This is a genomic window from Bacteroidales bacterium, assembly GCA_016709865.1.
Classification (GTDB): domain Bacteria; phylum Bacteroidota; class Bacteroidia; order Bacteroidales; family VadinHA17; genus LD21.
The window spans coordinates 536,441-561,194 of the sequence record JADJLX010000003.1; the positions used below are offsets into that span (position 1 = coordinate 536,441).

A 24,754-nucleotide genomic window follows, 5' to 3' on the forward strand; every position below is an offset into this window, starting at 1 on the left:
GGGATTTACACCCCCTTTAGGGGGCCGGGGGGCAATATGATTCAAGAATATTATTCAGCACATTAATAGCCCCTTTTACAGTTTTTACATCAGTAATAGTAAGACTAAGCCTTGTTGCTTTCTGCTTCATACTCATCCTGTGCTGTTTCTTATTCACATAATTCATTATTGAAATAAAGATGGCACTTCTGTAAAATGATGAATTATGATCAGCTATAAAGTTGGCTATCAGCAAATTGTTTTTTAAAAGTATTTTTTCCACGCCAAGCCTTACGGCGATCCATTTAATTCTTACTATATCGAGCAATGCCTCAGCCGGTGGGGGAATAACTCCAAACCTGTCGGTAAGTTTCTTCTCAAATGCGACTAATGATTCTTCAGTGTCAATCTCATTTAGTTCCTTATAAAGTCTTATCCTTTCTGAGATGTTGGAGATGTATTCATCGGGGAACATTATCTCCAGATCAGTATCTATCTGAAAGTCTGTGACGTATGCTTTAACTTTTTCTGTTTTTGCCGGCCCGGTTGGCTTTTCTTCATTCAGTTCCGGTTCTTTGAATCCCGATTCTCTCAACTCAAGCATTGCCTCATTTAAGATCCGCTGATACGTTTCAAACCCTACATCAGCAATAAATCCGCTTTGTTCTCCTCCCAGAAGATTTCCCGACCCCCTGATATCAAGATCCTGCATGGCTATGTTAAATCCGCTACCAAGTTCCGAAAATTCCTCTATTGCCTTTAGTCTTCTTCTTGCTTCATGTGTTAAAGTGGTCAGAGGCGGTGCCAGCAGATAGCAGAAAGCCTTTTTATTTGAACGCCCAACCCTGCCTCTTAGCTGATGAAGCTCTGAAAGACCAAAATGATGGGCATCATTTATAAATATTGTATTTGCATTCGGGATATCAAGACCCGACTCAATAATTGTTGTGGCAAGAAGTACATCATAATCTCCCTGAATGAAATCGTACATGACATTTTCCACATGTGTGCCTTCCATCTGTCCATGAACGATTGCGGTTTTAACATTAGGGCATATCCGGTTTATCTGGGCCTGGATCTGCTTAATATTCTCAACCCTGTTATGAATGAAGAAGACCTGACCGTTTCTTGAGATCTCATATTCTATCCCCTCCTTAATAATATCCTCATTATACCCGTAGAGTTCTGTTACAATCGGCATCCTGTTGGGTGGCGGAGTATTTATAATCGACAGGTCACGGGCTCCCATCAGAGAAAACTGCAATGTCCGGGGAATCGGAGTGGCAGTAAGTGTTAATGTATCAACATTAGCCTTTATCTTTTTGAGCTTTTCTTTTACTGATACGCCGAATCGTTGTTCTTCGTCGATAACCAGAAGGCCAAGATCCTTGAATTTAACATCCTGTCCCACAAGCTTATGTGTACCAATAATAATATCAATTTTCCCCTCTGCCAGTTTCTCAAGAATCTTTTTTTGTTCAGCAGCTTTTTTATGTCTGCTTATATATTCAACGGTGCAGGGAAAACCCTTAAGCCTCGATGAGAATGTTTTATAATGCTGCAGTGCCAGTATTGTTGTCGGCACCAGAACAGCAGTCTGTTTACTGTCGGTGGCTGACTTAAAGGCTGCCCGTATTGCAATCTCTGTTTTTCCGAAACCTACATCTCCGCAAACCAGCCGGTCCATCGGATGTTCCGCTTCCATATCCTCTTTTACTGCAACTGAGGCGGTGAGCTGATCGGGAGTATCTTCATAAATAAAAGAGGCTTCGAGTTCGCGTTGCAGATATGAGTCGGGTGAGAATGAAAAACCCGGTGACGACATTCTTTTTGCATACAGTACGATAAGGTCTTTAGCAATGTCTTTTACCCTGCTTTTGGTTGCCTGCTTAAGTTTTTGCCATGCTCCTGAACCAAGTTTGTAGATTTTTGGCTCTGCATTATCCTTACCCTTATATTTTGAGATGCGGTGCAGTGAGTGGATACCTATATAGAGAATGTCATTGTCTCTGTAAACCAGCTTAATAGCTTCCTGTATCTTACCGTTGACTTCTATTTTCTCGAGGCCGCCGAATTTACCTATTCCATGATCGATATGTACAACATAGTCACCGGGGTTCAATCCCGTTAGTTCCTTAACAGAAATGCTCTCTTTTTTTGTAAAGAACCCTCTGATCCTGAACTTATGATACCTGTCGAATATCTGGTGATCGGTATAAACAGAGATTTTAAGATCGTGATCGGTAAATCCGGCATGCAGGTTAAGCAATAAAGGAGTAAAATGCACTTCGGGATTAATTTCACTGAAAATATCTCTCAACCTTTCAATCTGAGACTCGCTTTCCGAAACAATAAATGTCTCATATCCCTGGGAATCGTTCGCCAGCAGCTTATCTGACAGTAATTCAAAGTTCTTGTTGAAAACAGGCTGCGATTCCGACCTGAACTCAAATACATTTGATGATTCTGAGAGACTGTGCTTCCCGAACTCCATCATTCTGAACTTATTGCAATGATCGAAGAAGTGGTTGCCGGTCATCACAATCTCCTTCTTGTCAGCTATCAAACCGGAGTCTTCTCTCTGAGTTGTCAGGAAGTAAATTCCGTTTATTTTTTCTTTGATATATGCTGAATCCTCCATCCAGATAAGAGAAGAGGGAGGCAGGAAGTCTGTAAATGAGTCACTTATCTCCTCAATTGAGATGTCCTGAATATTGGGGATGATAGAAATTTGTTTGTGTATACTTACAGAAAGCTGATCGTCGGTATTGAATGATCTTATTGTTTCGACTTCTTCGCCGAAAAAGTCGACACGGTAGGGAAGATCTGCAGCATAGGAGAAAACGTCGGCAATGCTTCCTCTTATTGAATATTGACCGGGTTCATAGACAAAATCTGTTCTCACAAAATTATACTCATGGAGAACCTCCTCCAGAAATTCGAGAGAAATTTTGTCACCTTTGCTTATATTGAAAGTGTTTTTCTTCAGGTTCCTTTTGCTGACAACTTTTTCCATTGCCGACTCGGGATAGGTAACGATAATTCCCTTTCTTTTACCGGAGGCAAGGTGATTAAGAACTTCTGTACGAAGTACAATATTAGCCGGTTCAGTCTGCTCATATTGTACTGATCTTTTGTATGTTGACGGGAAGAAGAAGACAGATTCATCACCTAAAAGGGATACCAGGTCGTTATAAAAGTAAGCTGCATCTTCCTTTTCAGGTATCACCACAACATGAGTTGTTTGTGTTTTGTGAAATACAATTGAGAGAACCATGGCCTTTGATGACCCTGATAACCCTTCAATCTGTGTATTTCCCGGTTTGTCGGAGTTAACCGATTCAATAATAAGAGGAATGACAGGATGCAGGTTATAGATTTCTGATATTTTGTTCTCTTTCATTTGCAGGAATTCGCCGGCAAATTTACTAAAATGAATCTTACAATGGTAGTATGAGATCGGAATTGCATTCTGGCAGGGAAATATTAATTTTACCCAAATTTTTTAATATGAAGGTCTATAAATTTGGCGGGGCATCAATAAAAAATGCTGAAGGGATTAAGAATCTGCTTAAAATAGTGTCAAAGGAGGAATCGGAACTTATAATCGTAGTATCTGCAAGCGGGAAAATGACAAATGCACTTGAGCAGATCATGGGAGCGTGGTTTGATGGAGACATCAGGTATCAGGAACTTTTGGATCGGTTAATAGATTATCATAATAGTATACTGAATGGGTTGTCGTTTAGCCCTGAGAGTGAAGCATTTATACTGTTTAATAAGACAATTGATAAGTTGAAGTCCTACCTTCTCAAAACCAAAAAGGGTAGTTATGATTTCGAGTATGATCAGATAATACCTTACGGGGAGTTAATATCATCAATAATAGTTTTTGAATATCTGAAGTCAGAATTATCAGGAATTGAGCTGGTTGATATCAGGACCTGTATAAAAACAGACGACAGATTCCGGGATGCAAATATTGAATGGGAGCAGAGCGTAATCAGGACAAACAGCATTTTTAACTTCCTGAATACCAGGATTTATATCACACAAGGATTTATAGCAGGGACTGCAGAAGGAGATTCATCAACCCTTGGAAGAGAAGGTTCAGATTATACTGCTGCTGTTCTGGCTAATATACTTAATGCAGAATCAGTAACTGTCTGGAAGGATGTACCCGGAATACTGAATGCTGATCCGGTATGGATGGATGAGGCACAATTGCTTGAAGAGATCTCATATCGCGAAGCAGTTGAGATGACATTCTCAGGAGCAAAGGTTATACATCCTAAGACAATTAAACCATTGCATAACAAGAAGATCCCTCTTTATGTAAGATCATTTATTAATCCTTCTTCCGGAGGGACTGTGATAAAATCTGATGCGGTTCTTAAGAGAGTCATCCCGGTTTTTATAAAGAAAGAGAATCAGATTCTTATTTCAATTATACCACGTGATTTCTCTTTTGTTATGGATGAAAACCTTAGCAGGATCTTTCATGTTTTCATGCAGCATGGGATAAAAGTAAACCTTGTGGAGGCGAGTGCTGTAAGTATAGATGTATGTGTTGATGATGAACGGCGCAGGATTGATGCACTTATTGAGAGTATGAATCTGGAGTTTGCGCTGGTATATAATGAAAGTGTTGAGATGCTTACGATCAGGCATTACACTCAGAATGCTGTTAATAAAATAACAGCAGGCCGCGAGATCCTGCTGGAGCAGAGGATGAGAAGTACAGTACGGTTTGTGGTAAGAAAGTGAAGGATTGTTTCATCCTCCTTCGTCGTCCTCTCAATGACCGATCTGTCTTGTTTACCTCGTCCTTATGAGGATCGTAGTGACGAAACTGCCTTGTATTATGGGTCATTGCGAGGAGAGAAGCGACGAAGCAACCCTTAACAAATAGTCCTATCTGTCAAACATTAGCCTTTGCCCCCTGTAATCCTCGTTTATCACCCCCTTATCATACACTATTGTTCCGTTTACAATAGTTTTTTCAACTTTTGATCTGAAGGTTTCGCCTTCAAATGGAGACCAACCGCACTTATATAGAATGTTATCCTTTGACACACTCCATGGAGATGAAGGATTAACAAGGCAAAGATCGGCTTTGTAACCCTCCCTGATAAATCCTCTTTTCCGGATATTAAAGAGAATGGCCGGATTATGGCACATCATTTCAACAACTTTTTCGAGACTGAATATTTTGCGGTGCCACATTTCAAGCATAGTGACCAATGAATGCTGGATTAGTGGTCCGCCTGAGGGTGCTTTGAAATATGTATTTTTTTTCTCCTCCATTGTATGGGGGGCGTGATCAGTAGCGACTATGTCTATTGTGTTGTTATTCACCGCTTTTATAAGTGCCTCTCTGTCAAACATTGTCTTTATGGCAGGATTCCATTTTATTAAAGATCCTTTTTCTGTGTATGAAGATTCTTCAAACCACAGGTGGTGGACACAAACTTCCGCAGTGATTCTCTTCTGAGAAAGGGGAAGTTCGTTTGAAAACAGTTTCATCTCATCAGCTGTTGAGAGATGAAAAATATGGAGCCTTGTATTATAATCCCTAGCCAGTCTTACAGCATAGGATGAAGACAAATAACAGGCTTCCCTGCTTCGGATAAGAGGATGCATGCTGAAAGGAACATCTTCACCATATTTCTGCCGGTATATTTCTGAATTTTTTCTGATAGTTGATTCATCTTCGCAGTGAGTGCTTACCGGCATATGTGCCTTTTTAAAAAGTTCACGCAAAGCACTTTCCCTGTCAACAAGCATATTGCCGGTTGATGATCCCATAAAGACCTTAATACCACACACATTTGAAGGATCAGCCTTCAAAACTTCGTCAAGATTGTCGTTAGTGGCACCGATAAGAAATGAGTAATTGACCAGTGATTTCTCAGATCCAAGTTTGTATTTATGGTTAAGAGCATCCATTGTAACTGTCTGAGGAACAGTATTAGGCATCTCCATAAATGAAGTTACCCCACCTGCTGCTGCGGCTCTTGTTTCACTATTGATATCTCCTTTGTGGGTTAGTCCGGGTTCTCTAAAGTGTACCTGATCATCAATAACGCCGGGGAGCAGCAATAGTCCTGTTCCATCAATTGTTATTGTACCGGAAGGAATATGCATTTCATTGGCATCACCGATAGCAGATATGAGTTCATCGACAATAAGCAAGTCATCAATGGAGGTCTTTCCTTCATTGACTATTGTTGCGTTTTTGATAAGTATACTGCTCATGGTTCCAGTTTTTGCCCCCCCCATCCCCCCTAAAGGGGGGCTAACTTCTTGATTATGAATAAAATTCTCTTCTTAATCGAGATTTAACCCCCCTTTAGGGGGGCAGGGGGGCGATTACATATATATAATAAGGTATACTATTTCTTATGATATTTTGTAAAAACACTCCTCAGTTTCATTCTGAGTACTCCCCACAGTGCTTCGTTAAAGATCCCGCCTGTCATTTTTGAGGCGCCCAGTTTACGGTCTGTGAAGATAATTGGCACTTCAACTATTTTGTATCCCATTTTCCAGGCAGTGAATTTCATCTCAATCTGGAAACCATATCCGACTGATTTTATATGTCCGGGTTTAATATTCTCGAGAACTTCTTTCCGGTAACATTTGAATCCGGCAGTAGTGTCCATTATTCTCATACCTGTAATTACCCTTACATATATTGACGCGACATAAGACATAAGCACCCTGGACAGTGGCCAGTTAACAACATTTACCCCGCTGATATATCTGGAGCCTATAGCCAGGTCTGCGCCATCAATCTCGCAGGCATTATAAAGCCGTACTAGGTCGCGTGGGTCGTGAGAGAAGTCGGCATCCATCTCATATATATATTTGTAGTTTCTGCTCAGAGCCCATTCAAAGCCGGCAATATAGGCTGTTCCCAGACCCAGTTTCCCTGGCCTTTCAATAAGGTGAAGGTTACTGATGGATGGCTGAAGCGATTTAACTATGTCGGCTGTCCCGTCGGGAGAGTTGTCATCAATTATAAGAATGTCGAATGAAACCGGAAGATCTGATATGGCTTTTATGATAGCCTCAATATTCTCTTTTTCCTTGTATGTTGGGATGATAACGATATTCGACATAGGCTTTAAATATTTACGAAAATAGCACTTTTCAACCGACCTCAATTTAATTACTGAAATTATTTCAGAAAATAGATGAAAAAATATATCAAATTCTTTGGAAGAAATATTTGAAGCGTTATCTTTGTCGTCCCAAAAGAAAATATAGTTCTTTGAAATTATGAAGTAAACAACCAGACGAGATATGGAAATATCTAGTCAAGATAACTTGTTAGTATTTTGAATTGAGATTTCGGGATTGATTTTTGTAAAGAGATTTAAGAATAAATTTTTACAATGAAGAGTTTGATCCTGGCTCAGGATGAACGCTAGCGGGAGGCTTAACACATGCAAGTCGAGGGGCATCACGGGTAGCAATACCTGGTGGCGACCGGCAGACGGGTGAGTAACGCGTATGTAACCTACCCTGTACAGGGGATAGCCCGGAGAAATTCGGATTAATACCCCATAATGATATCTGGAGGCATCTTTGGATATTTAAAGCTTCGGCGGTACGGGATGGGCATGCGTGACATTAGCTAGTTGGTAAGGTAACGGCTTACCAAGGCTGCGATGTCTAGGGGTCCTGAGAGGGTGATCCCCCACACTGGTACTGAGACACGGACCAGACTCCTACGGGAGGCAGCAGTGAGGAATATTGGTCAATGGGCGCAAGCCTGAACCAGCCATCCCGCGTGAAGGAAGAAGGCGCTATGCGTCGTAAACTTCTTTTCCGGAGGAATAAAATCTTGTACGCGTACAGGACTGAAGGTACCTTGGGAATAAGCATCGGCTAACTCCGTGCCAGCAGCCGCGGTAATACGGAGGATGCGAGCGTTATCCGGATTTATTGGGTTTAAAGGGTGCGTAGGCGGATTAATAAGTCAGTGGTGAAAACCTTCAGCTTAACTGGAGAACTGCCATTGATACTGTTAGTCTTGAGTACGGTCAAGGTAGGCGGAATGTGTAATGTAGCGGTGAAATGCTTAGATATTACACAGAACACCGATTGCGAAGGCAGCTTACTGGGCCATTACTGACGCTGATGCACGAAAGCGTGGGGAGCGAACAGGATTAGATACCCTGGTAGTCCACGCCGTAAACGATGATCACTCGCTGTTGGCGATACACAGTCAGCGGCTAAGCAAAAGCATTAAGTGATCCACCTGGGGAGTACGGCCGCAAGGCTGAAACTCAAAGGAATTGACGGGGGCCCGCACAAGCGGAGGAACATGTGGTTTAATTCGATGATACGCGAGGAACCTTACCTGGGCTTAAATGTAGAGTGCATGGGGTAGAAATATCCCTTTCCTTCGGGACTCTTTACAAGGTGCTGCATGGTTGTCGTCAGCTCGTGCCGTGAGGTGTCGGGTTAAGTCCCATAACGAGCGCAACCCTTATCGTTAGTTGCCAGCGGGTAATGCCGGGAACTCTAACGAAACTGCCGGTGTAAACCGTGAGGAAGGTGGGGATGACGTCAAATCAGCACGGCCCTTATGTCCAGGGCTACACACGTGTTACAATGGCCGGTACAGAGGGCAGCTACCTGGAGACAGGATGCGAATCTCGAAAGCCGGTCTCAGTTCGGATCGGAGTCTGCAACTCGACTCCGTGAAGCTGGATTCGCTAGTAATCGCGCATCAGCCATGGCGCGGTGAATACGTTCCCGGGCCTTGTACACACCGCCCGTCAAGCCATGGAAGCTTGGGGTACCTGAAGTCCGTCACCGTAAGGAGCGGCCTAGGGTAAAACAAGTGACTGGGGCTAAGTCGTAACAAGGTAGCCGTACCGGAAGGTGCGGCTGGAACACCTCCTTTCTGGAGAAAATCAATACTTAACTGTGCTCCGATAGAAAATGGACATAGTTACATATCCGTCTGGTATACTTCATTATTATATAATACAGGAGAATGTACAACCAATCTAAGTGTACGGAAGTATAATTCAGTCCCGTAGCTCAGTTGGTTAGAGCACTACACTGATAATGTAGGGGTCCGCGGTTCAACTCCGCGCGGGACTACTAAGATTGGGGAATTAGCTCAGTTGGCCAGAGCACCTGCCTTGCACGCAGGGGGTCAAGGGTTCGACTCCCTTATTCTCCACAATTTGGGGTTCGCCCCCCAACCCCCCTAAAGGGGGGCTAAAAGTCCCCTTCAGGGGATTTAGGGGCAATTCCGAAAAAGTTCTTTGACATATTGGTAAGAAAGTTAGTAAATTTGATTAACTCAAGAAAGTAAATAAGAGCGCATGGTGAATGCCTTGGCTCTCAGAGGCGAAGAAGGACGTGACAAGCTGCGATAAGCAACGGGGAGGAGCAAATATCCGATATATCCGTTGATTTCCGAATGGGGCAACCCACCAGGATGAAGACCTGGTACCCGTAGTGATACGAGGAGCAAACCCGGAGAACTGAAACATCTTAGTACCCGGAGGAAAGAAAACAAAAGTGATTCCCTTAGTAGTGGCGATCGAACGGGGAATAGCCCAAACCAAGGACGTTTTGGCGTTTTTGGGGTTGAAGGACCAGTGACATTATTATTAATATGAAATGGAACATTTCTGGAAAGTAAGACCGTAGAAGGTGAAAGTCCCGTACGTGTAAGTATTAATAATATAATTGGTATCCTGAGTAGGTCGGGACACGAGAAATCCTGATTGAAACTGCCGGGACCATCCGGTAAGGCTAAATACTTCTGAGAGACCGATAGTGAACCAGTACCGTGAGGGAAAGGTGAAAAGTACCCCGAACAGGGGAGTGAAATAGTACCTGAAACCGTGCGCTTACAACCTGTCGGAGCCAGACTTAGGTTTGGTGACGGCGTGCCTTTTGCATAATGAGCCTACGAGTTACACCTCTCTAGCAAGGTTAAGACTTTAAGAGTTGGAGCCGAAGCGAAAGCGAGTCTGAATAGGGCGTATAGTTAGAGGGGGTAGACGCGAAACTTTGTGATCTATCCTTGGTCAGGCTGAAGTTCCGGTAACACGGGATGGAGGGCCGAACTAGTTGACGTTGAAAAGTCTTTGGATGAACTGAGGATAGGGGTGAAAGGCTAATCAAACTGAGAAATAGCTCGTACTCCCCGAAATGCATTTAGGTGCAGCCTCGTGGTGAGTCTTGCAGAGGTAGAGCTACTGATAGGGCTAGAGGGCTTCACCGCCTATCAACCCCTGACAAACTCCGAATGCTGCAAGATATACACGGGAGTGAGCCTGCGGGTGCTAAGGTCCGTGGACGAAAGGGAAAGAACCCAGACCATCAGCTAAGGTCCCAAAATATATGCTAAGTTGATTAAACGAGGTGCGACTGCTTTGACAGCTAGGATGTTGGCTTGGAAGCAGCCATTCATTTAAAGAGTGCGTAACAGCTCACTAGTCGAGCGGTTGTGCGTGGATAATAATCGGGCATAAGCATATTACCGAAGCTATGGACTCAACGCTTTGAGCGTTATTGGTAGGGGAGCATTCCAGTCAGCGCAGAAGATGTATTGTAAAGTATGTTGGAGCGGCTGGAAAAGAAGATGTAGGCATAAGTAACGATAAGACAGGTGAGAAACCTGTCCACCGAAAGACTAAGGTTTCCTGATCAACGCTAATCGGATCAGGGTTAGTCGGGTCCTAAGGGTAAGCCGAACGGCGATCTCGATGGACAACTGGTTAATATTCCAGTACCACCGTGTACTGCGAAGGGGTGACGGAGTAGTGAAAGATCCGCGTACTGACGGAATAGTACGTTAAAGGGTGTAGTTATATATTAAGGTTAATAGCTTTGGTATGATGAACCTGACAGTACCGCGAGCCTTCGGGCAAGCGGATAGTGATCCTAAACAGACTTCCAAGAAAAACCTCTAAGCTTCAGGTACATGGTGCCCGTACCACAAACCGACACAGGTAGTCGAGGAGAGAATCCTAAGGTGCTCGAGTGATCCGTGGCTAAGGAACTAGGCAAATTAGACCTGTAACTTCGGGAAAAGGTCTCCCTCGCAAGAGGGACGCAGATAAATGGCCCAGGCGACTGTTTAGCAAAAACACATGGCTTTGCGAAATCGAAAGATGAAGTATAAGGCCTGACACCTGCCCGGTGCTGGAAGGTTAAGAGGGGGGTTATTGTCCTTCGGGATGAGAAGCTCTGAATTGAAGCCCCAGTAAACGGCGGCCGTAACTATAACGGTCCTAAGGTAGCGAAATTCCTTGTCGGGTAAGTTCCGACCTGCACGAATGGTGTAACGATCTGGGCACTGTCTCAGCCACGAGCTCGGTGAAATTGTAGTCCCGGTGAAGATGCCGGGTACCCGCAACGGGACGGAAAGACCCCGTGAACCTTTACTATAGCTTAACATTGATTTTGGGTAAATAATGTGTAGGATAGGTCGGAGACTATGAACCAGTTTCACCAGGAATCGGGGAGTCACCCTTGAAATACGACCCTTTATTTATCTGGAACCTAACCCCGCAAGGGGAGACATTGTTTGGTGGGTAGTTTGACTGGGGTGGTCGCCTCCAAAAGAGTAACGGAGGCTTCTCAAGGTGCCCTCAGCACGATTGGTAACCGTGCGCAGAGTGCAATGGCATAAGGGCGCTTGACTGTGAGACCGACAAGTCGATCAGGTACGAAAGTAGAGCATAGTGATCCGGTGGTTCCGTATGGAAGGGCCATCGCTCAAAGGATAAAAGGTACTCCGGGGATAACAGGCTGATCGCCGCCAAGAGCTCATATCGACGCGGCGGTTTGGCACCTCGATGTCGGCTCGTCACATCCTGGGGCTGGAGAAGGTCCCAAGGGTTCGGCTGTTCGCCGATTAAAGTGGCACGCGAGCTGGGTTCAGAACGTCGTGAGACAGTTCGGTCCCTATCTGTTGTGGGCGTAGGAGATTTGAGAGAACCTGACACTAGTACGAGAGGACCGTGTTGGACAGACCTCTAGTGTACCTGTTGTGGCGCCAGCTGCATCGCAGGGTAGCTATGTTTGGAAGAGATAAGCACTGAAAGCATCTAAGTACGAAGCTCGTCTCAAGATGAGATCTCCTTTAAGGGTCGTTGAAGACTACGACGTTGATAGGTTGCAGGTGTAAAGGCGGTAACGTCAAAGCCGAGCAATACTAATTACCCGTAAACTTTCGGGGTACAGATTTATTAACTTTCCTTTCCGATGTGTCATAAGGTATAGATTGCGGAATGCGGATTGCGGAATGCGGATTGAAAAAAATCCGAAATCCGAAATCCGAAATCGCAAATGACCTTTAGGTGACTATAGCGTCGGGGTTCCACCTCTTCCCATTCCGAACAGAGAAGTTAAGCCCGACAGCGCCGATGGTACTGCAATTGTGGGAGAGTAGGTCGTCGCCGACTTTAATTAAAAAGCCCCCTGGTTTTCCAGAGGGCTTTTTTTATTATACCTATGATCCTATAAGTTGAAAACAAGTCCGGCACTTACATATAATGCACTGTTTTTAAAGCCTAAACTGTTATTCACATTACTTATGTTTTTAAGACCATGTTTGTAGCGTACGTCACCAAGAAGAGATAATGAGCCCATATTTAATTTAACACCGCCACCAACAACAGGTGAAAAGTCGTTGTATTTAATCTGGCCTGTTATATCATCTTTGAACTCACGGTAAATAGTAACATCATTTTCGATAAATTTACGTACAATAGTAGCATTCCCGCTCATGTTTATTCCCCAATTCACTCCTCCGTAAACGTATGGAGCAAAATCACCGTCTGTCAGAGAATAACGTATGGTTAATGGTATGTCAGCATAAAACAAATCCATATCAACATGATCAACAGTCGTGTTAGGATTGTATGATACAAATAGTGGATTTGTTGGTGAATAAATATAATTCGGGATAAATTCTCTAGCCCCGTATTGGGCATAATTTCCCTCCACCTGAATGCATAACCGGTTAGTTAGTTCAAAACCTGCTACGATGCCATATGAAACATTGTCAAAAGTCATCTTTGCAAAGTCCTTCTCTGAATTAACGGTCGACTCAAAATTAGAAATACCATAACCTGCCTTAGCTCCGATATAGAATTTACCGAATAACGATCCGGATCCTTCATCCTGGGCATTTAAGTTACTGAGGAATACTACCATTAATAATAATAGTAATATCTTTTTCATAATCTGTAAGATTAGTTAAAAGAACAGGCAGACTCTGCTGCCTGCTCTTTATTAAACTATATTAAAAAATACCCTGTTCTGTAACCGTATGCTTACCAGTACCGAAGTAGAAGTCAAGCACATAGCTCTTTCCAGCCGTAGCATAGATATTACTGCTTGGAGTCGTTGTGTAGTTCATAAGCAAAGGTTTATTCCTGCCTATGTAACCGCTTCCTTCATTGGTCATGATGACATTTGTTACTCTTCCGTTGGTCAGAGTTGCAACACCGGCAGCTCCTGCTCCTTTACCCGTAACAGACGGTAGGAAGGTAACTGTTGGTGCAGTTTCGTAACCATAACCCTGTGTGAACTGATATCCTGGCCATCCGCCTGAAGGATTTGAGAAGTCTACACCGGTAATTCTGCCATCAGTACTTACTATAGCTCTACCATATGCTCTCATTACTGAGGAGACAACAACAATTCTGATATTCGGAGAAACATAATATCCCGAACCGGCATTTGTTATTGTTATAGCACTGATTCTTCCGTCAGTAACAACTGCTGTTGCTGTTGCACCTGTACCGAATCCGTTGGCATCACCCTGTGTGTCATTGAATATTTCAACCTCCGGAACAACGGCATAACCTGCACCAGGGGCAGTTACATTTATAAATGCAATCTGTCCTGAAGATGGATTAGGATTAGCTGCTGCTGCAGCAGAAATATTGTATGTTGTAATTGCTATACCATACTGTGCATCGGATGCAAAGTCGTAACCCTGACCCGGATCAGTAATAGTATAACCGGTTACCTGTCCGCCACTTACAGTTGCAGTAATCTCAGCCTGTTTAACAGGTATTACTCCTGTACCATTGGTGAGAATAACATTTGGTGCAGCGGTATATCCAACACCCGGTGCTCCTGCAATTATCCTTCTGAGTACACCGTTGGTTCTGCCGATTGCTCCGGTAGTTGCCTGAGTACCTCCGACAGGAGGAGCAGCTAATGTTACAAGCACATCAGTTCCTTCATAACCGCTGCCCTGGTTTGTAACAACGATATTTTTAACAAAATAGGCGATAGCAGAAGTTGCTGTAGCAGGAGTAGTTACAACTCCGTTAGCTGGTACAATTGTTACTGCCGGTGCAGATGTGTATTCAGTACCTGCAACAGATACCGTAATACCTGCAACGCTCATGCTAAGGTTCGCTACAACTCCAACCGGAGCTGCTACATATACTCCTGAAGTTGGAGCATTCTCAAACTGAACGTTTGTTGTGCCCGCTACATATCCGTTTCCGCTGGCTGTAACATTGACTCCTGTAACCTGAAACTCTCTTCTCAGTGCTGCAGTAGCATTTGTTCCGCCTGTAGGAGCAGCTGTAAGTGTTATTGTTGGATCTGATGTATATCCCGATCCCTGTGTAACCAGTGAGATACCGGTTACAACACCGCCGGTAAGTGTAGCTACTGCTGTAGCTCCAAAACCACCGCCTCCGCTTATAGTTACTGTTGGTGCTGTAATATAGCCTGCACCACCATTTAGAATAGTTATAAATGCAACACGTCCCTGACTGCTGAGAATTGTTGAGTCTGTCAGAGCGCCGCTACCAGCTCCGGTAATACGAGTTCCGCGTTTCCTTGTTGTCCAGAAGTTAAGGTTTGTCGGTACAGTTACTGAATGAACAGGGTTAGCTGTTGTCATTGTTAATGTAGCTGTTGCATTAGTTCCGCCGCTTGGAGCTACTGATACAAGTGGTGTTGCTGTATAGCCTGCACCAGGATTTGTAAGTGTGAGAGCTGATACATAACCCGACATGTTAGCTGTTGCAGCCGCACCGGTTCCTGTATTTGATGAAATAGTAACTGCAGGAGGAGCAAGGTATCCGGCTCCCGGAGCAGAAACAGCTATAGTAGCCAGTGAGTATCCAATTTTTGGAGTAGCTGTAGCAACCTGATCAATATTAGGAACAAAAGTAACAGTCGGACTATCTGTTGGTTTATAACCTGTACCGGCGCTTGTAATCGTTACAGAGGTGACTTTGCCGCCGCTGATAACCGCTGTACCTTCAGCCTGCACAGAATTAATAACAGATCCTTTGGATATTCTTACAAGAGGAGCCTGAGTATAACCTTCTCCTGCTGATGTCATGTTAATTGAAACGATGCCTGAGCTTGCAAGAACTGCTGTTGCTGATGCAACGGATGTTGGCTGCGCTGCAGGAGTTCCTGTTGGTGCAGAGAACTGAACATATGCAGACTGTACATTCATCTGAGCCAGACCAAGATTAGGTATCGGGCTGTAGCTGATGCCAGGGCCGAACAGAGTTCTTACTGACTGAACACCCCATACCGGAACACCATAAATAGCCGGCATTAGAAGCGACTGATTCAAAGCAAACTGATCTACTTCGAAATCAATTGGTAATCCCTGAGGTGTTGATGGAACCTGTATTGAGAATGTACCGTCAGCAGCAGTTGTTGCTGATGATACTGTACTGCTGAATGCAATAGTCTTGATTTTTCCGTAATAGGTAAATCCTTTGTAACCTCCCCACCAATCTTGTACGTTTGGAACATAAATGTAATTTTCCCAGAAACTGGAATTGTACACATCAATTATCCCTTTTATTTTTACACCTGCTGCAACTTCCGGTACATCGTTGGTCAGGTCGGTTTCAACTGTAGCTACACCTGAAACTGTGGAAAGATTGGTAGTAAGTGAGAAAACAGGTATTGCAGTTGCAACGTGACGAACAATATCTATGACATTATTTGTGGTTGTGACTGTATCGGTTACATAATATCCATCATCCTCATTTACAGTAATTATTGATCCTTCTGTAAGAGGAGGCAGATCCACGACATAGCTTACCTCTGTAAAGCCGGTCTTCCTGATATTGACGTTCGCGGTACCAACCCTGAGGTCTTTAAAGGATGCTATTCCACTTAGATCGGTAGTAGCAGTGAACAGGCGTCCGTGTTGGGCAACAGTTACAGTTGCTCCGTCAAGGGCCATCTGAGCCTGTTCTCCTTTACTATATAAGGCAACCCAATCGTTCCACCATGAGGACTCGCTTGCAATAACTGCAGCAACGGAATAGTTAATTACCCCCCCGACTTTTTTCAGGGAGTCCAGCAGCATAATCTGCTCGGTGGTGAGATTAGCCTCTGTCAGAAGCTTGGCTTTTGCAAGTGAGTCCTGTAATAACTCATTCTTGCGTTGCTGAGCATAAGCATCTTCCTCCGTGAAAGTGTCTTTCACGCACGAATTAATTAATGCAGCTAATCCGATGCTGAGGATAACTGCAAAAAACAGATTTTTTTTCATAAGAATAACAGATTAAAATTAGTAATAGAAGAGTACGATTTTTTAATAACATTTATAAAATAGAATAGTTCATTTTTAAGCTCAATCATATATCTGAGTTTTTAAAAAGGGTATTCTATATCAAATTTAAACAATCAGCAGAATCTGGACATCTAGTTTTTGCGTATTTTTTTGAAATAGCTGTTTCTGTTGATGAAGTGCCTTCATTTTAGGATAAAGGTAACTTAAGTGAATATACAGGTATATCTTGTGCTTTTTTCTATTGGAATTTCCCCTATATATATAATGGTATAGGTCTGTTTCTACTATAATAAAGCGTATCTGATTTTTTTTGATTTGTATGTGACTGTTTATCAGAGGGGGAATGAAATAATATTAAATTAATTGAAAAATATCTTGCATTTTATTTGCATTGTAAAAATCATTTCATACATTTGCACCCGCTTTAAGACAAAGAGTTGATTGAAGGGAAGGAGAGATAGAATTCCGGCTTTGAGGAGAAAGGAAAGCAGGGAAAGAAAAAAGCCGGAAAAAATATCTCGTTTTTTTTTGGAATAGATGACAGGAAGTATTAACTTTGTCGTCCCAAAAGCAAAAGAATAGTTCTTTGAAATTATGAAGTAAACAACCAGACGAGATATGGAAATATCTTGTCAAGATAACTTGTTAGTATTTTGAATTGAGATTTCGGGATTGATTTTTGTAAAGAGATTTAAGAATAAATTTTTACAATGAAGAGTTTGATCCTGGCTCAGGATGAACGCTAGCGGGAGGCTTAACACATGCAAGTCGAGGGGCATCACGAGGTAGCAATACTTTGGTGGCGACCGGCGCACGGGTGAGTAACGCGTATGTAACCTACCCTGTACAGGGGGATAGCCCGGAGAAATTCGGATTAATACCCCATAATGATATCTGGAGGCATCTTTGGATATTTAAAGCTTCGGCGGTACGGGATGGGCATGCGTGACATTAGCTAGTTGGTAAGGTAACGGCTTACCAAGGCTGCGATGTCTAGGGGTCCTGAGAGGGTGATCCCCCACACTGGTACTGAGACACGGACCAGACTCCTACGGGAGGCAGCAGTGAGGAATATTGGTCAATGGGCGTAAGCCTGAACCAGCCATCCCGCGTGAAGGAAGAAGGCGCTATGCGTCGTAAACTTCTTTTCCAGAGGAATAAAATTTTGTACGAGTACAGAACTGAAGGTACTTTGGGAATAAGCATCGGCTAACTCCGTGCCAGCAGCCGCGGTAATACGGAGGATGCGAGCGTTATCCGGATTTATTGGGTTTAAAGGGTGCGTAGGCGGATTAATAAGTCAGTGGTGAAAACCTTCAGCTTAACTGGAGAACTGCCATTGATACTGTTAGTCTTGAGTACGGTCAAGGTAGGCGGAATGTGTAATGTAGCGGTGAAATGCTTAGATATTACACAGAACACCGATTGCGAAGGCAGCTTACTGGGCCATTACTGACGCTGATGCACGAAAGCGTGGGGAGCGAACAGGATTAGATACCCTGGTAGTCCACGCCGTAAACGATGATCACTCGCTGTTGGCGATACACAGTCAGCGGCTAAGCAAAAGCATTAAGCTATCCACCTGGGGAGTACGGCCGCAAGGCTGAAACTCAAAGGAATTGACGGGGCCCGCACAAGCGGAGGAACATGTGGTTTAATTCGATGATACGCGAGGAACCTTACCTGGGCTTAAATGTAGAGTGCATGGGGTAGAAATATCCCTTTCCTTCGGGACTCTTTACAAGGTGCTGCATGGTTGTCGTCAGCTCGTGCCGTGAGGTGTCGGGTTAAGTCCCATAACGAGCGCAACCCTTATCGTTAGTTGCCAGCGGGTAATGCCGGGAACTCTAACGAAACTGCCGGTGTAAACCGTGAGGAAGGTGGGGATGACGTCAAATCAGCACGGCCCTTATGTCCAGGGCTACACACGTGTTACAATGGCCGGTACAGAGGGCAGCTACCTGGAGACAGGATGCGAATCTCGAAAGCCGGTCTCAGTTCGGATCGGAGTCTGCAACTCGACTCCGTGAAGCTGGATTCGCTAGTAATCGCGCATCAGCCATGGCGCGGTGAATACGTTCCCGGGCCTTGTACACACCGCCCGTCAAGCCATGGAAGTTGGGGGTACCTGAAGTCCGTAACCGTAAGGAGCGGCCTAGGGTAAAACTAGTGACTGGGGCTAAGTCGTAACAAGGTAGCCGTACCGGAAGGTGCGGCTGGAACACCTCCTTTCTGGAGAAAATCAATACTTAACTGTGCTCCGATAGAAAATGGACATAGTTACATATCCGTCTGGTATACTTCATTATTATAACTTAAACCACTTAAGCTTAGGCGTATGTGGTTAAGGGGTTCGCCCCCTTCCCCCTAAAGGGGGTAAAAAAGTCCCCTTCAAGGGGATTTAGGGGCAATTCCGAAAAAGTTCTTTGACATATTGGTAAGAAAGTTAGTAAATTTGATTAACTCAAGAAAGTAAATAAGAGCGCATGGTGAATGCCTTGGCTCTCAGAGGCGAAGAAGGACGTGACAAGCTGCGATAAGCAACGGGGAGGAGCAAATATCCGATATATCCGTTGATTTCCGAATGGGGCAACCCACCAGGATGAAGACCTGGTACCCGTAGTGATACGAGGAGCAAACCCGGAGAACTGAAACATCTTAGTACCCGGAGGAAAAGAAAACAAAAGTGATTCCCTTAGTAGTGGCGATCGAACGGGGAATAGCCCAAACCAAGGACGTTTTGGCGTTTTTGGGGTTGAAGGACCAGTGACATTATTATTAATATGAAATGGAACATTTCTGGAAAGTAAGACCGTAGAAGGTGAAAGTCCCGTACGTGTAAGTATTAATAATATAATTGGTATCCTGAGTAGGTCGGGACACGAGAAATCCTGATTGAAACTGCCGGGACCATCCGGTAAGGCTAAATACTTCTGAGAGACCGATAGTGAACCAGTACCGTGAGGGAAAGGTGAAAAGTACCCCGAACAGGGGAGTGAAATAGTACCTGAAACCGTGCGCTTACAACCTGTCGGAGCCAGACTTAGGTTTGGTGACGGCGTGCCTTTTGCATAATGAGCCTACGAGTTACACCTCTCTAGCAAGGTTAAGACTTTAAGAGTTGGAGCCGAAGCGAAAGCGAGTCTGAATAGGGCGTATAGTTAGAGGGGGTAGACGCGAAACTTTGTGATCTATCCTTGGTCAGGCTGAAGTTCCGGTAACACGGGATGGAGGGCCGAACTAGTTGACGTTGAAAAGTCTTTGGATGAACTGAGGATAGGGGTGAAAGGCTAATCAAACTGAGAAATAGCTCGTACTCCCCGAAATGCATTTAGGTGCAGCCTCGTGGTGAGTCTTGCAGAGGTAGAGCTACTGATAGGGCTAGAGGGCTTCACCGCCTATCAACCCCTGACAAACTCCGAATGCTGCAAGATATACACGGGAGTGAGCCTGCGGGTGCTAAGGTCCGTGGACGAAAGGGAAAGAACCCAGACCATCAGCTAAGGTCCCAAAATATATGCTAAGTTGATTAAACGAGGTGCGACTGCTTTGACAGCTAGGATGTTGGCTTGGAAGCAGCCATTCATTTAAAGAGTGCGTAACAGCTCACTAGTCGAGCGGTTGTGCGTGGATAATAATCGGGCATAAGCATATTACCGAAGCTATGGACTAACGCTTTTGAGCGTTATTGGTAGGGGAGCATTCCAGTCAGCGCAGAAGATGTATTGTAAAGTATGTTGGAGCGGCTGGAAAAGAAGATGTAGGCATAAGTAACGATAAGACAGGTGAGAAACCTGTCCACCGAAAGACTAAGGTTTCCTGATCAACGCTAATCGGATCAGGGTTAGTCGGGTCCTAAGGGTAAGCCGAACGGCGATCTCGATGGACAACTGGTTAATATTCCAGTACCACCGTGTACTGCGAAGGGGTGACGGAGTAGTGAAAGATCCGCGTACTGACGGAATAGTACGTTAAAGGGTGTAGTTATATATTAAGGTTAATAGCTTTGGTATGATGAACCTGACAGTACCGCGAGCCTTCGGGCAAGCGGATAGTGATCCTAAACAGACTTCCAAGAAAAACCTCTAAGCTTCAGGTACATGGTGCCCGTACCACAAACCGACACAGGTAGTCGAGGAGAGAATCCTAAGGTGCTCGAGTGATCCGTGGCTAAGGAACTAGGCAAATTAGACCTGTAACTTCGGGAAAAAGGTCTCCCTCGCAAGAGGGACGCAGATAAATGGCCCAGGCGACTGTTTAGCAAAAACACATGGCTTTGCGAAATCGAAAGATGAAGTATAAGGCCTGACACCTGCCCGGTGCTGGAAGGTTAAGAGGGGGGGTTATTGTCCTTCGGGATGAGAAGCTCTGAATTGAAGCCCCAGTAAACGGCGGCCGTAACTATAACGGTCCTAAGGTAGCGAAATTCCTTGTCGGGTAAGTTCCGACCTGCACGAATGGTGTAACGATCTGGGCACTGTCTCAGCCACGAGCTCGGTGAAATTGTAGTCCCGGTGAAGATGCCGGGTACCCGCAACGGGACGGAAAGACCCCGTGAACCTTTACTATAGCTTAACATTGATTTTGGGTAAATAATGTGTAGGATAGGTCGGAGACTATGAACCGGTTTCGCCAGGAATCGGGGAGTCACCCTTGAAATACGACCCTTTATTTATCTGGAACCTAACCCCCGCAAGGGGAGACATTGTTTGGTGGGTAGTTTGACTGGGGTGGTCGCCTCCAAAAGAGTAACGGAGGCTTCTCAAGGTGCCCTCAGCACGATTGGTAACCGTGCGCAGAGTGCAATGGCATAAGGGCGCTTGACTGTGAGACCGACAAGTCGATCAGGTACGAAAGTAGAGCATAGTGATCCGGTGGTTCCGTATGGAAGGGCCATCGCTCAAAGGATAAAAGGTACTCCGGGGATAACAGGCTGATCGCCGCCAAGAGCTCATATCGACGCGGCGGTTTGGCACCTCGATGTCGGCTCGTCACATCCTGGGGCTGGAGAAGGTCCCAAGGGTTCGGCTGTTCGCCGATTAAAGTGGCACGCGAGCTGGGTTCAGAACGTCGTGAGACAGTTCGGTCCCTATCTGTTGTGGGCGTAGGAGATTTGAGAGAACCTGACACTAGTACGAGAGGACCGTGTTGGACAGACCTCTAGTGTACCTGTTGTGGCGCCAGCTGCATCGCAGGGTAGCTATGTTTGGAAGAGATAAGCACTGAAAGCATCTAAGTACGAAGCTCGTCTCAAGATGAGATCTCCTTTAAGGGTCGTTGAAGACTACGACGTTGATAGGTTGCAGGTGTAAAGGCGGTAACGTCAAAGCCGAGCAATACTAATTACCCGTAAACTTTCGGGGTACAGATTTATTAACTTTCCTTTCCGATGTGTCTAAGTTATTTAAAAGACGGAAGACGGAAGACAGAAGACGGAAGAAAGAAGTAAGGAAGATATATTCTTCAAACTTCGGACTTCGGACTTCGGACTTCAGACTTCAAAAGATCTTTAGGTGACTATAGCGTCGGGGTTCCACCTCTTCCCATTCCGAACAGAGAAGTTAAGCCCGACAGCGCCGATGGTACTGCAATTGTGGGAGAGTAGGTCGTCGCCGACTTTAATTAAAAGCCCCTTGAGTAATCAAGGGGCTTTTTCTATTTATACCCCATTCACACAAAGACGCTAAGAAATCCAAATTACTCTTGCCCGGCGGAGTCTCTGACTGCGTCGCAGATAAATGTAACCTTAAGACTACAATGCAGGTAAAGCGAAGTCTCCAGACTTCGCTTAGCAGAAGATTAACAGGGTAATCCTGCATCATACATACACCCCCTCGGCCTCCGGCCACTCCCCCCGGGGGGGGGAGAAAACTCTGGAAGTAAGTGAAATTCGGTTAATTGCAGGGATTTTCTCCCCTTCCAGGGGAGATGCCCGAAGGGCAGAGGGGTTTGAAAATAATAGTAAAATCTTTCATTGGATATGCCGCGCAGCGGCTTATGGATACAAAAAAAGGACATACCGCAGCATGTCCTTTTATATTTTGAATCTGTGTTCTGCTAATAGAACTTGTATCTCCTGTCAATGATATTTGCATTTTTACGGAGAGCTTCATAAGCTTCATATGTTCCTCTCATCTGGAATGTAGAGGCTAGCCTGTCCTGTAAAAGCTTTACATCTTCTCCCTGTGCTGGTGTTACATTATTTGCAATGAGCATATAAACTCCATTAAGCCCTTTTACCGGTCCTGCAACTTCACCCTGTTTTGCAGCTGAAGCAGCAGCAATAAGTGCAGGCTCTGTTCCGGCACCTGGTACGGTGTATGATCTGAAGGTAATCTGTGTAGCTTCCTGAATTGTAAGCGACATTGCTCTTGCAATATCATCAAGGGTCTTGCCTGAACCGCTATTCCTGACAAATTCTGCTGAAATAAGTTCAGCCTTCTTGTCTTTTATAAGAGCGAACTTAATATCGTTCTCAACATCTTTTAAGGGAGCAATTCCGTCTTCCAGAACCTTAGTACAATATCCAACAACATATTGTTCTCCTAATTCGAAAACTGCCTGCTCATTGCTCAGTATAATTTTACCTTCTTCAGCCTGAAACAAAGACATGATCAAACCACGGGGACTATCAAGCCCGGGGAGTGTTTTCTGCTGTGGAGAAACGTCATTGGCTACTCTTTTATTCAAACCTTTTTCGGCAACAGCCTTGTTGAATTTCTCATATGTATCATTTGTACCGGCAAACTGACTGGCTTCACTGTAGATCTTCTGGTTGGTCAGGGTACCTGGTATTATTTTACGGTCAATGAGACCGATATTATACTTTTTGGTGTCTTTCGATTGTGCAAGAATTTCAATAATGTGAATACCAAATGTTGTCTCAACAGTTTTTAAATCACCTTTTTTCCCTGAAAAACATGCATTGTTGAAAGGTACTACCATTCTTCCTTCCGGAAACCATCCGAGGTCACCGCCAAGCTGTGCCGAACCCTGATCATCTGAATTGGCAAGAGCAAGTATTTCAAACGGAGTTCCTGATTTGATCAGTTTCATAAGGCTATCTGCCTGGCGTTTAACATCATCAAGACTTCTTGTCTGATTGGGAGAAAGAAGAATATGACGAACTTTAACTGAATCTGGTCTGTTAGCTACAGCAATAAGTTTGGCCATTTTGTAATAACCATCTTCAAGATAAGGACCATAAATTGAGGTCACATCTTCTTTTTTTGCAAAATCCCTCAGGTTCTCAGGAACGTCTGTCAGTGGAGTGTAAAATCCAACATAACGGGTGTCAGCAGTAAGGTTAATAAACTGAACCGGATCAGCAGCAGCAGCAAACTCTTCTTTTGTTTTGTTCATCCAGTCTTCAGTCTGCTTAATGTCTTCTTCCGAAGGAGTTACATCAAAAGTAACATATTCAATATCTCTCAGTGCAGTTCTCTTATAACTGTCCTTGTGTTTAGTATAGTAAGCCTGTATTTCACTATCAGTAATTGTAACTGAAGAATCAGCAATAGTTGCATAGTTCTTAAGAATATAACTGAAGTCAACTGTGTTACCGGCAAGAGCTTTATCAAATTCAGCCTGTTTGGATGTTACATATAATCCTTTTGACACCAGGTTACTGTATTTCGTATTCATCCTGTCGTTTACAATTTCATCTTCAAAGAAGAGCCAGTATCTTTTTGCTGTTTCATCAACTTCGGTCTGCTTAAGGAAGTTAACAAGGAATGACTTGTTAAAAGCACCGGTTTGCTGATCGGTGAATAATTGCTGAACTATCTGGTGAGGATAGTTTCCAAGAACAAGCTCATCCACTTCCTCAGTACTTACTCCGATTCCGAGTTTCTCATACTGTGAATCAAGGATCTTTTCCCTTACCATCTGCTGCCAGGTCTGCTCCCTCATAGTTTCAACAGTAGCCTCATCAAGATTTGTACGTCCTGACAACTTATAAATCTCAGTAAGATTCTGAAGTCTCAGCTCATAGTCCTGGTACTGTACCATATCCCCGCCGATCTCACCAATTTCATAGTATTTCTTCATCTTCATCCTTTGTCCTCTGCCATTTCCAAAGAAATCGCTCACAACAAATAAAAGAAGTGAAAGACCAATAACTCCCGCAACCAAAACTCCGGCTTTCTCACGTAAAAATTGAAGTGCTGACATGTAATATATACTTTAATAATTAATAGAAATATTGCTTTT

At 44.2% G+C, this 24,754-nt stretch carries 7 protein-coding genes, 2 tRNA genes and 6 rRNA genes; 9 read left to right on the top strand and 6 right to left on the bottom strand.

Annotated features, from left to right (window positions below):
- Nucleotides 1-16 precede the first annotated feature (16 nt).
- Nucleotides 17-3,382: a transcription-repair coupling factor gene (mfd, locus tag IPJ16_07785; protein MBK7627092.1), complete on the bottom strand. Its 3,366-nt coding sequence runs from the start codon at nt 3,380-3,382 to the stop codon at nt 17-19.
- 107 nt (nt 3,383-3,489) lie between these two features.
- On the opposite strand from mfd, the gene IPJ16_07790 reads away from it, so the two are divergent.
- Complete coding sequence (locus IPJ16_07790) at nt 3,490-4,746, top strand: aspartate kinase (GenBank protein ID MBK7627093.1); 1,257 nt, start codon at nt 3,490-3,492, stop codon at nt 4,744-4,746.
- 147 nt (nt 4,747-4,893) lie between these two features.
- Here the strand turns inward: IPJ16_07790 and IPJ16_07795 are convergent, their stop codons facing one another.
- Together IPJ16_07795 and IPJ16_07800 are read right to left on the bottom strand one after the other, a co-directional pair.
- Nucleotides 4,894-6,237, bottom strand: coding sequence for a dihydroorotase (locus tag IPJ16_07795; protein MBK7627094.1), 1,344 nt, complete (start codon nt 6,235-6,237; stop codon nt 4,894-4,896).
- A gap of 137 nt (nt 6,238-6,374) precedes the next feature.
- Nucleotides 6,375-7,103, bottom strand: a complete 729-nt coding sequence (locus tag IPJ16_07800; protein ID MBK7627095.1) for a polyprenol monophosphomannose synthase — start codon at nt 7,101-7,103, stop codon at nt 6,375-6,377.
- Between the two features lie 273 nt (nt 7,104-7,376).
- Between IPJ16_07800 and IPJ16_07805 the strand changes: the two genes are divergently transcribed.
- The 5 genes from IPJ16_07805 (at nt 7,377) to rrf (IPJ16_07825) (ending at nt 12,428) form a co-directional block, all read left to right on the top strand.
- Nucleotides 7,377-8,899, top strand: a 16S ribosomal RNA gene (locus IPJ16_07805).
- A 129-nt stretch (nt 8,900-9,028) separates the two neighbouring features.
- Nucleotides 9,029-9,102 (top strand) — tRNA-Ile (locus tag IPJ16_07810).
- Nucleotides 9,103-9,110: 8 nt separating this feature from the next.
- A tRNA-Ala gene (locus tag IPJ16_07815) sits at nt 9,111-9,184 on the top strand.
- Nucleotides 9,185-9,309: 125 nt separating this feature from the next.
- Nucleotides 9,310-12,202, top strand: a 23S ribosomal RNA gene (locus IPJ16_07820).
- A 117-nt stretch (nt 12,203-12,319) separates the two neighbouring features.
- Nucleotides 12,320-12,428, top strand: a 5S ribosomal RNA gene (rrf, locus tag IPJ16_07825).
- The 16S, 23S and 5S rRNA genes sit together here with 2 tRNA genes alongside, the layout of an rRNA operon.
- A 55-nt stretch (nt 12,429-12,483) precedes the next feature.
- Here the strand turns inward: rrf (IPJ16_07825) and IPJ16_07830 are convergent.
- Complete coding sequence (locus IPJ16_07830; GenBank protein ID MBK7627096.1) at nt 12,484-13,209, bottom strand: PorT family protein; 726 nt, start codon at nt 13,207-13,209, stop codon at nt 12,484-12,486.
- 61 nt (nt 13,210-13,270) lie between these two features.
- Nucleotides 13,271-16,522 (bottom strand): hypothetical protein, encoded by a 3,252-nt coding sequence (locus IPJ16_07835; GenBank protein ID MBK7627097.1) that lies wholly within the window; start codon nt 16,520-16,522, stop codon nt 13,271-13,273.
- A 728-nt stretch (nt 16,523-17,250) separates the two neighbouring features.
- Between IPJ16_07835 and IPJ16_07840 the strand changes: the two genes are divergently transcribed.
- The 3 genes from IPJ16_07840 (at nt 17,251) to rrf (IPJ16_07850) (ending at nt 22,161) form a co-directional block, all read left to right on the top strand.
- Nucleotides 17,251-18,775: ribosomal RNA gene (locus IPJ16_07840) — 16S ribosomal RNA — on the top strand.
- Nucleotides 18,776-19,009: 234 nt separating this feature from the next.
- Nucleotides 19,010-21,906, top strand: a 23S ribosomal RNA gene (locus tag IPJ16_07845).
- 146 nt (nt 21,907-22,052) lie between these two features.
- Nucleotides 22,053-22,161 (top strand): 5S ribosomal RNA (gene rrf, locus IPJ16_07850).
- A gap of 439 nt (nt 22,162-22,600) precedes the next feature.
- Here rrf (IPJ16_07850) and IPJ16_07855 read toward each other — a convergent pair.
- Nucleotides 22,601-24,715 (bottom strand): SurA N-terminal domain-containing protein, encoded by a 2,115-nt coding sequence (locus IPJ16_07855; GenBank protein MBK7627098.1) that lies wholly within the window; start codon nt 24,713-24,715, stop codon nt 22,601-22,603.
- Nucleotides 24,716-24,754 lie beyond the last annotated feature (39 nt).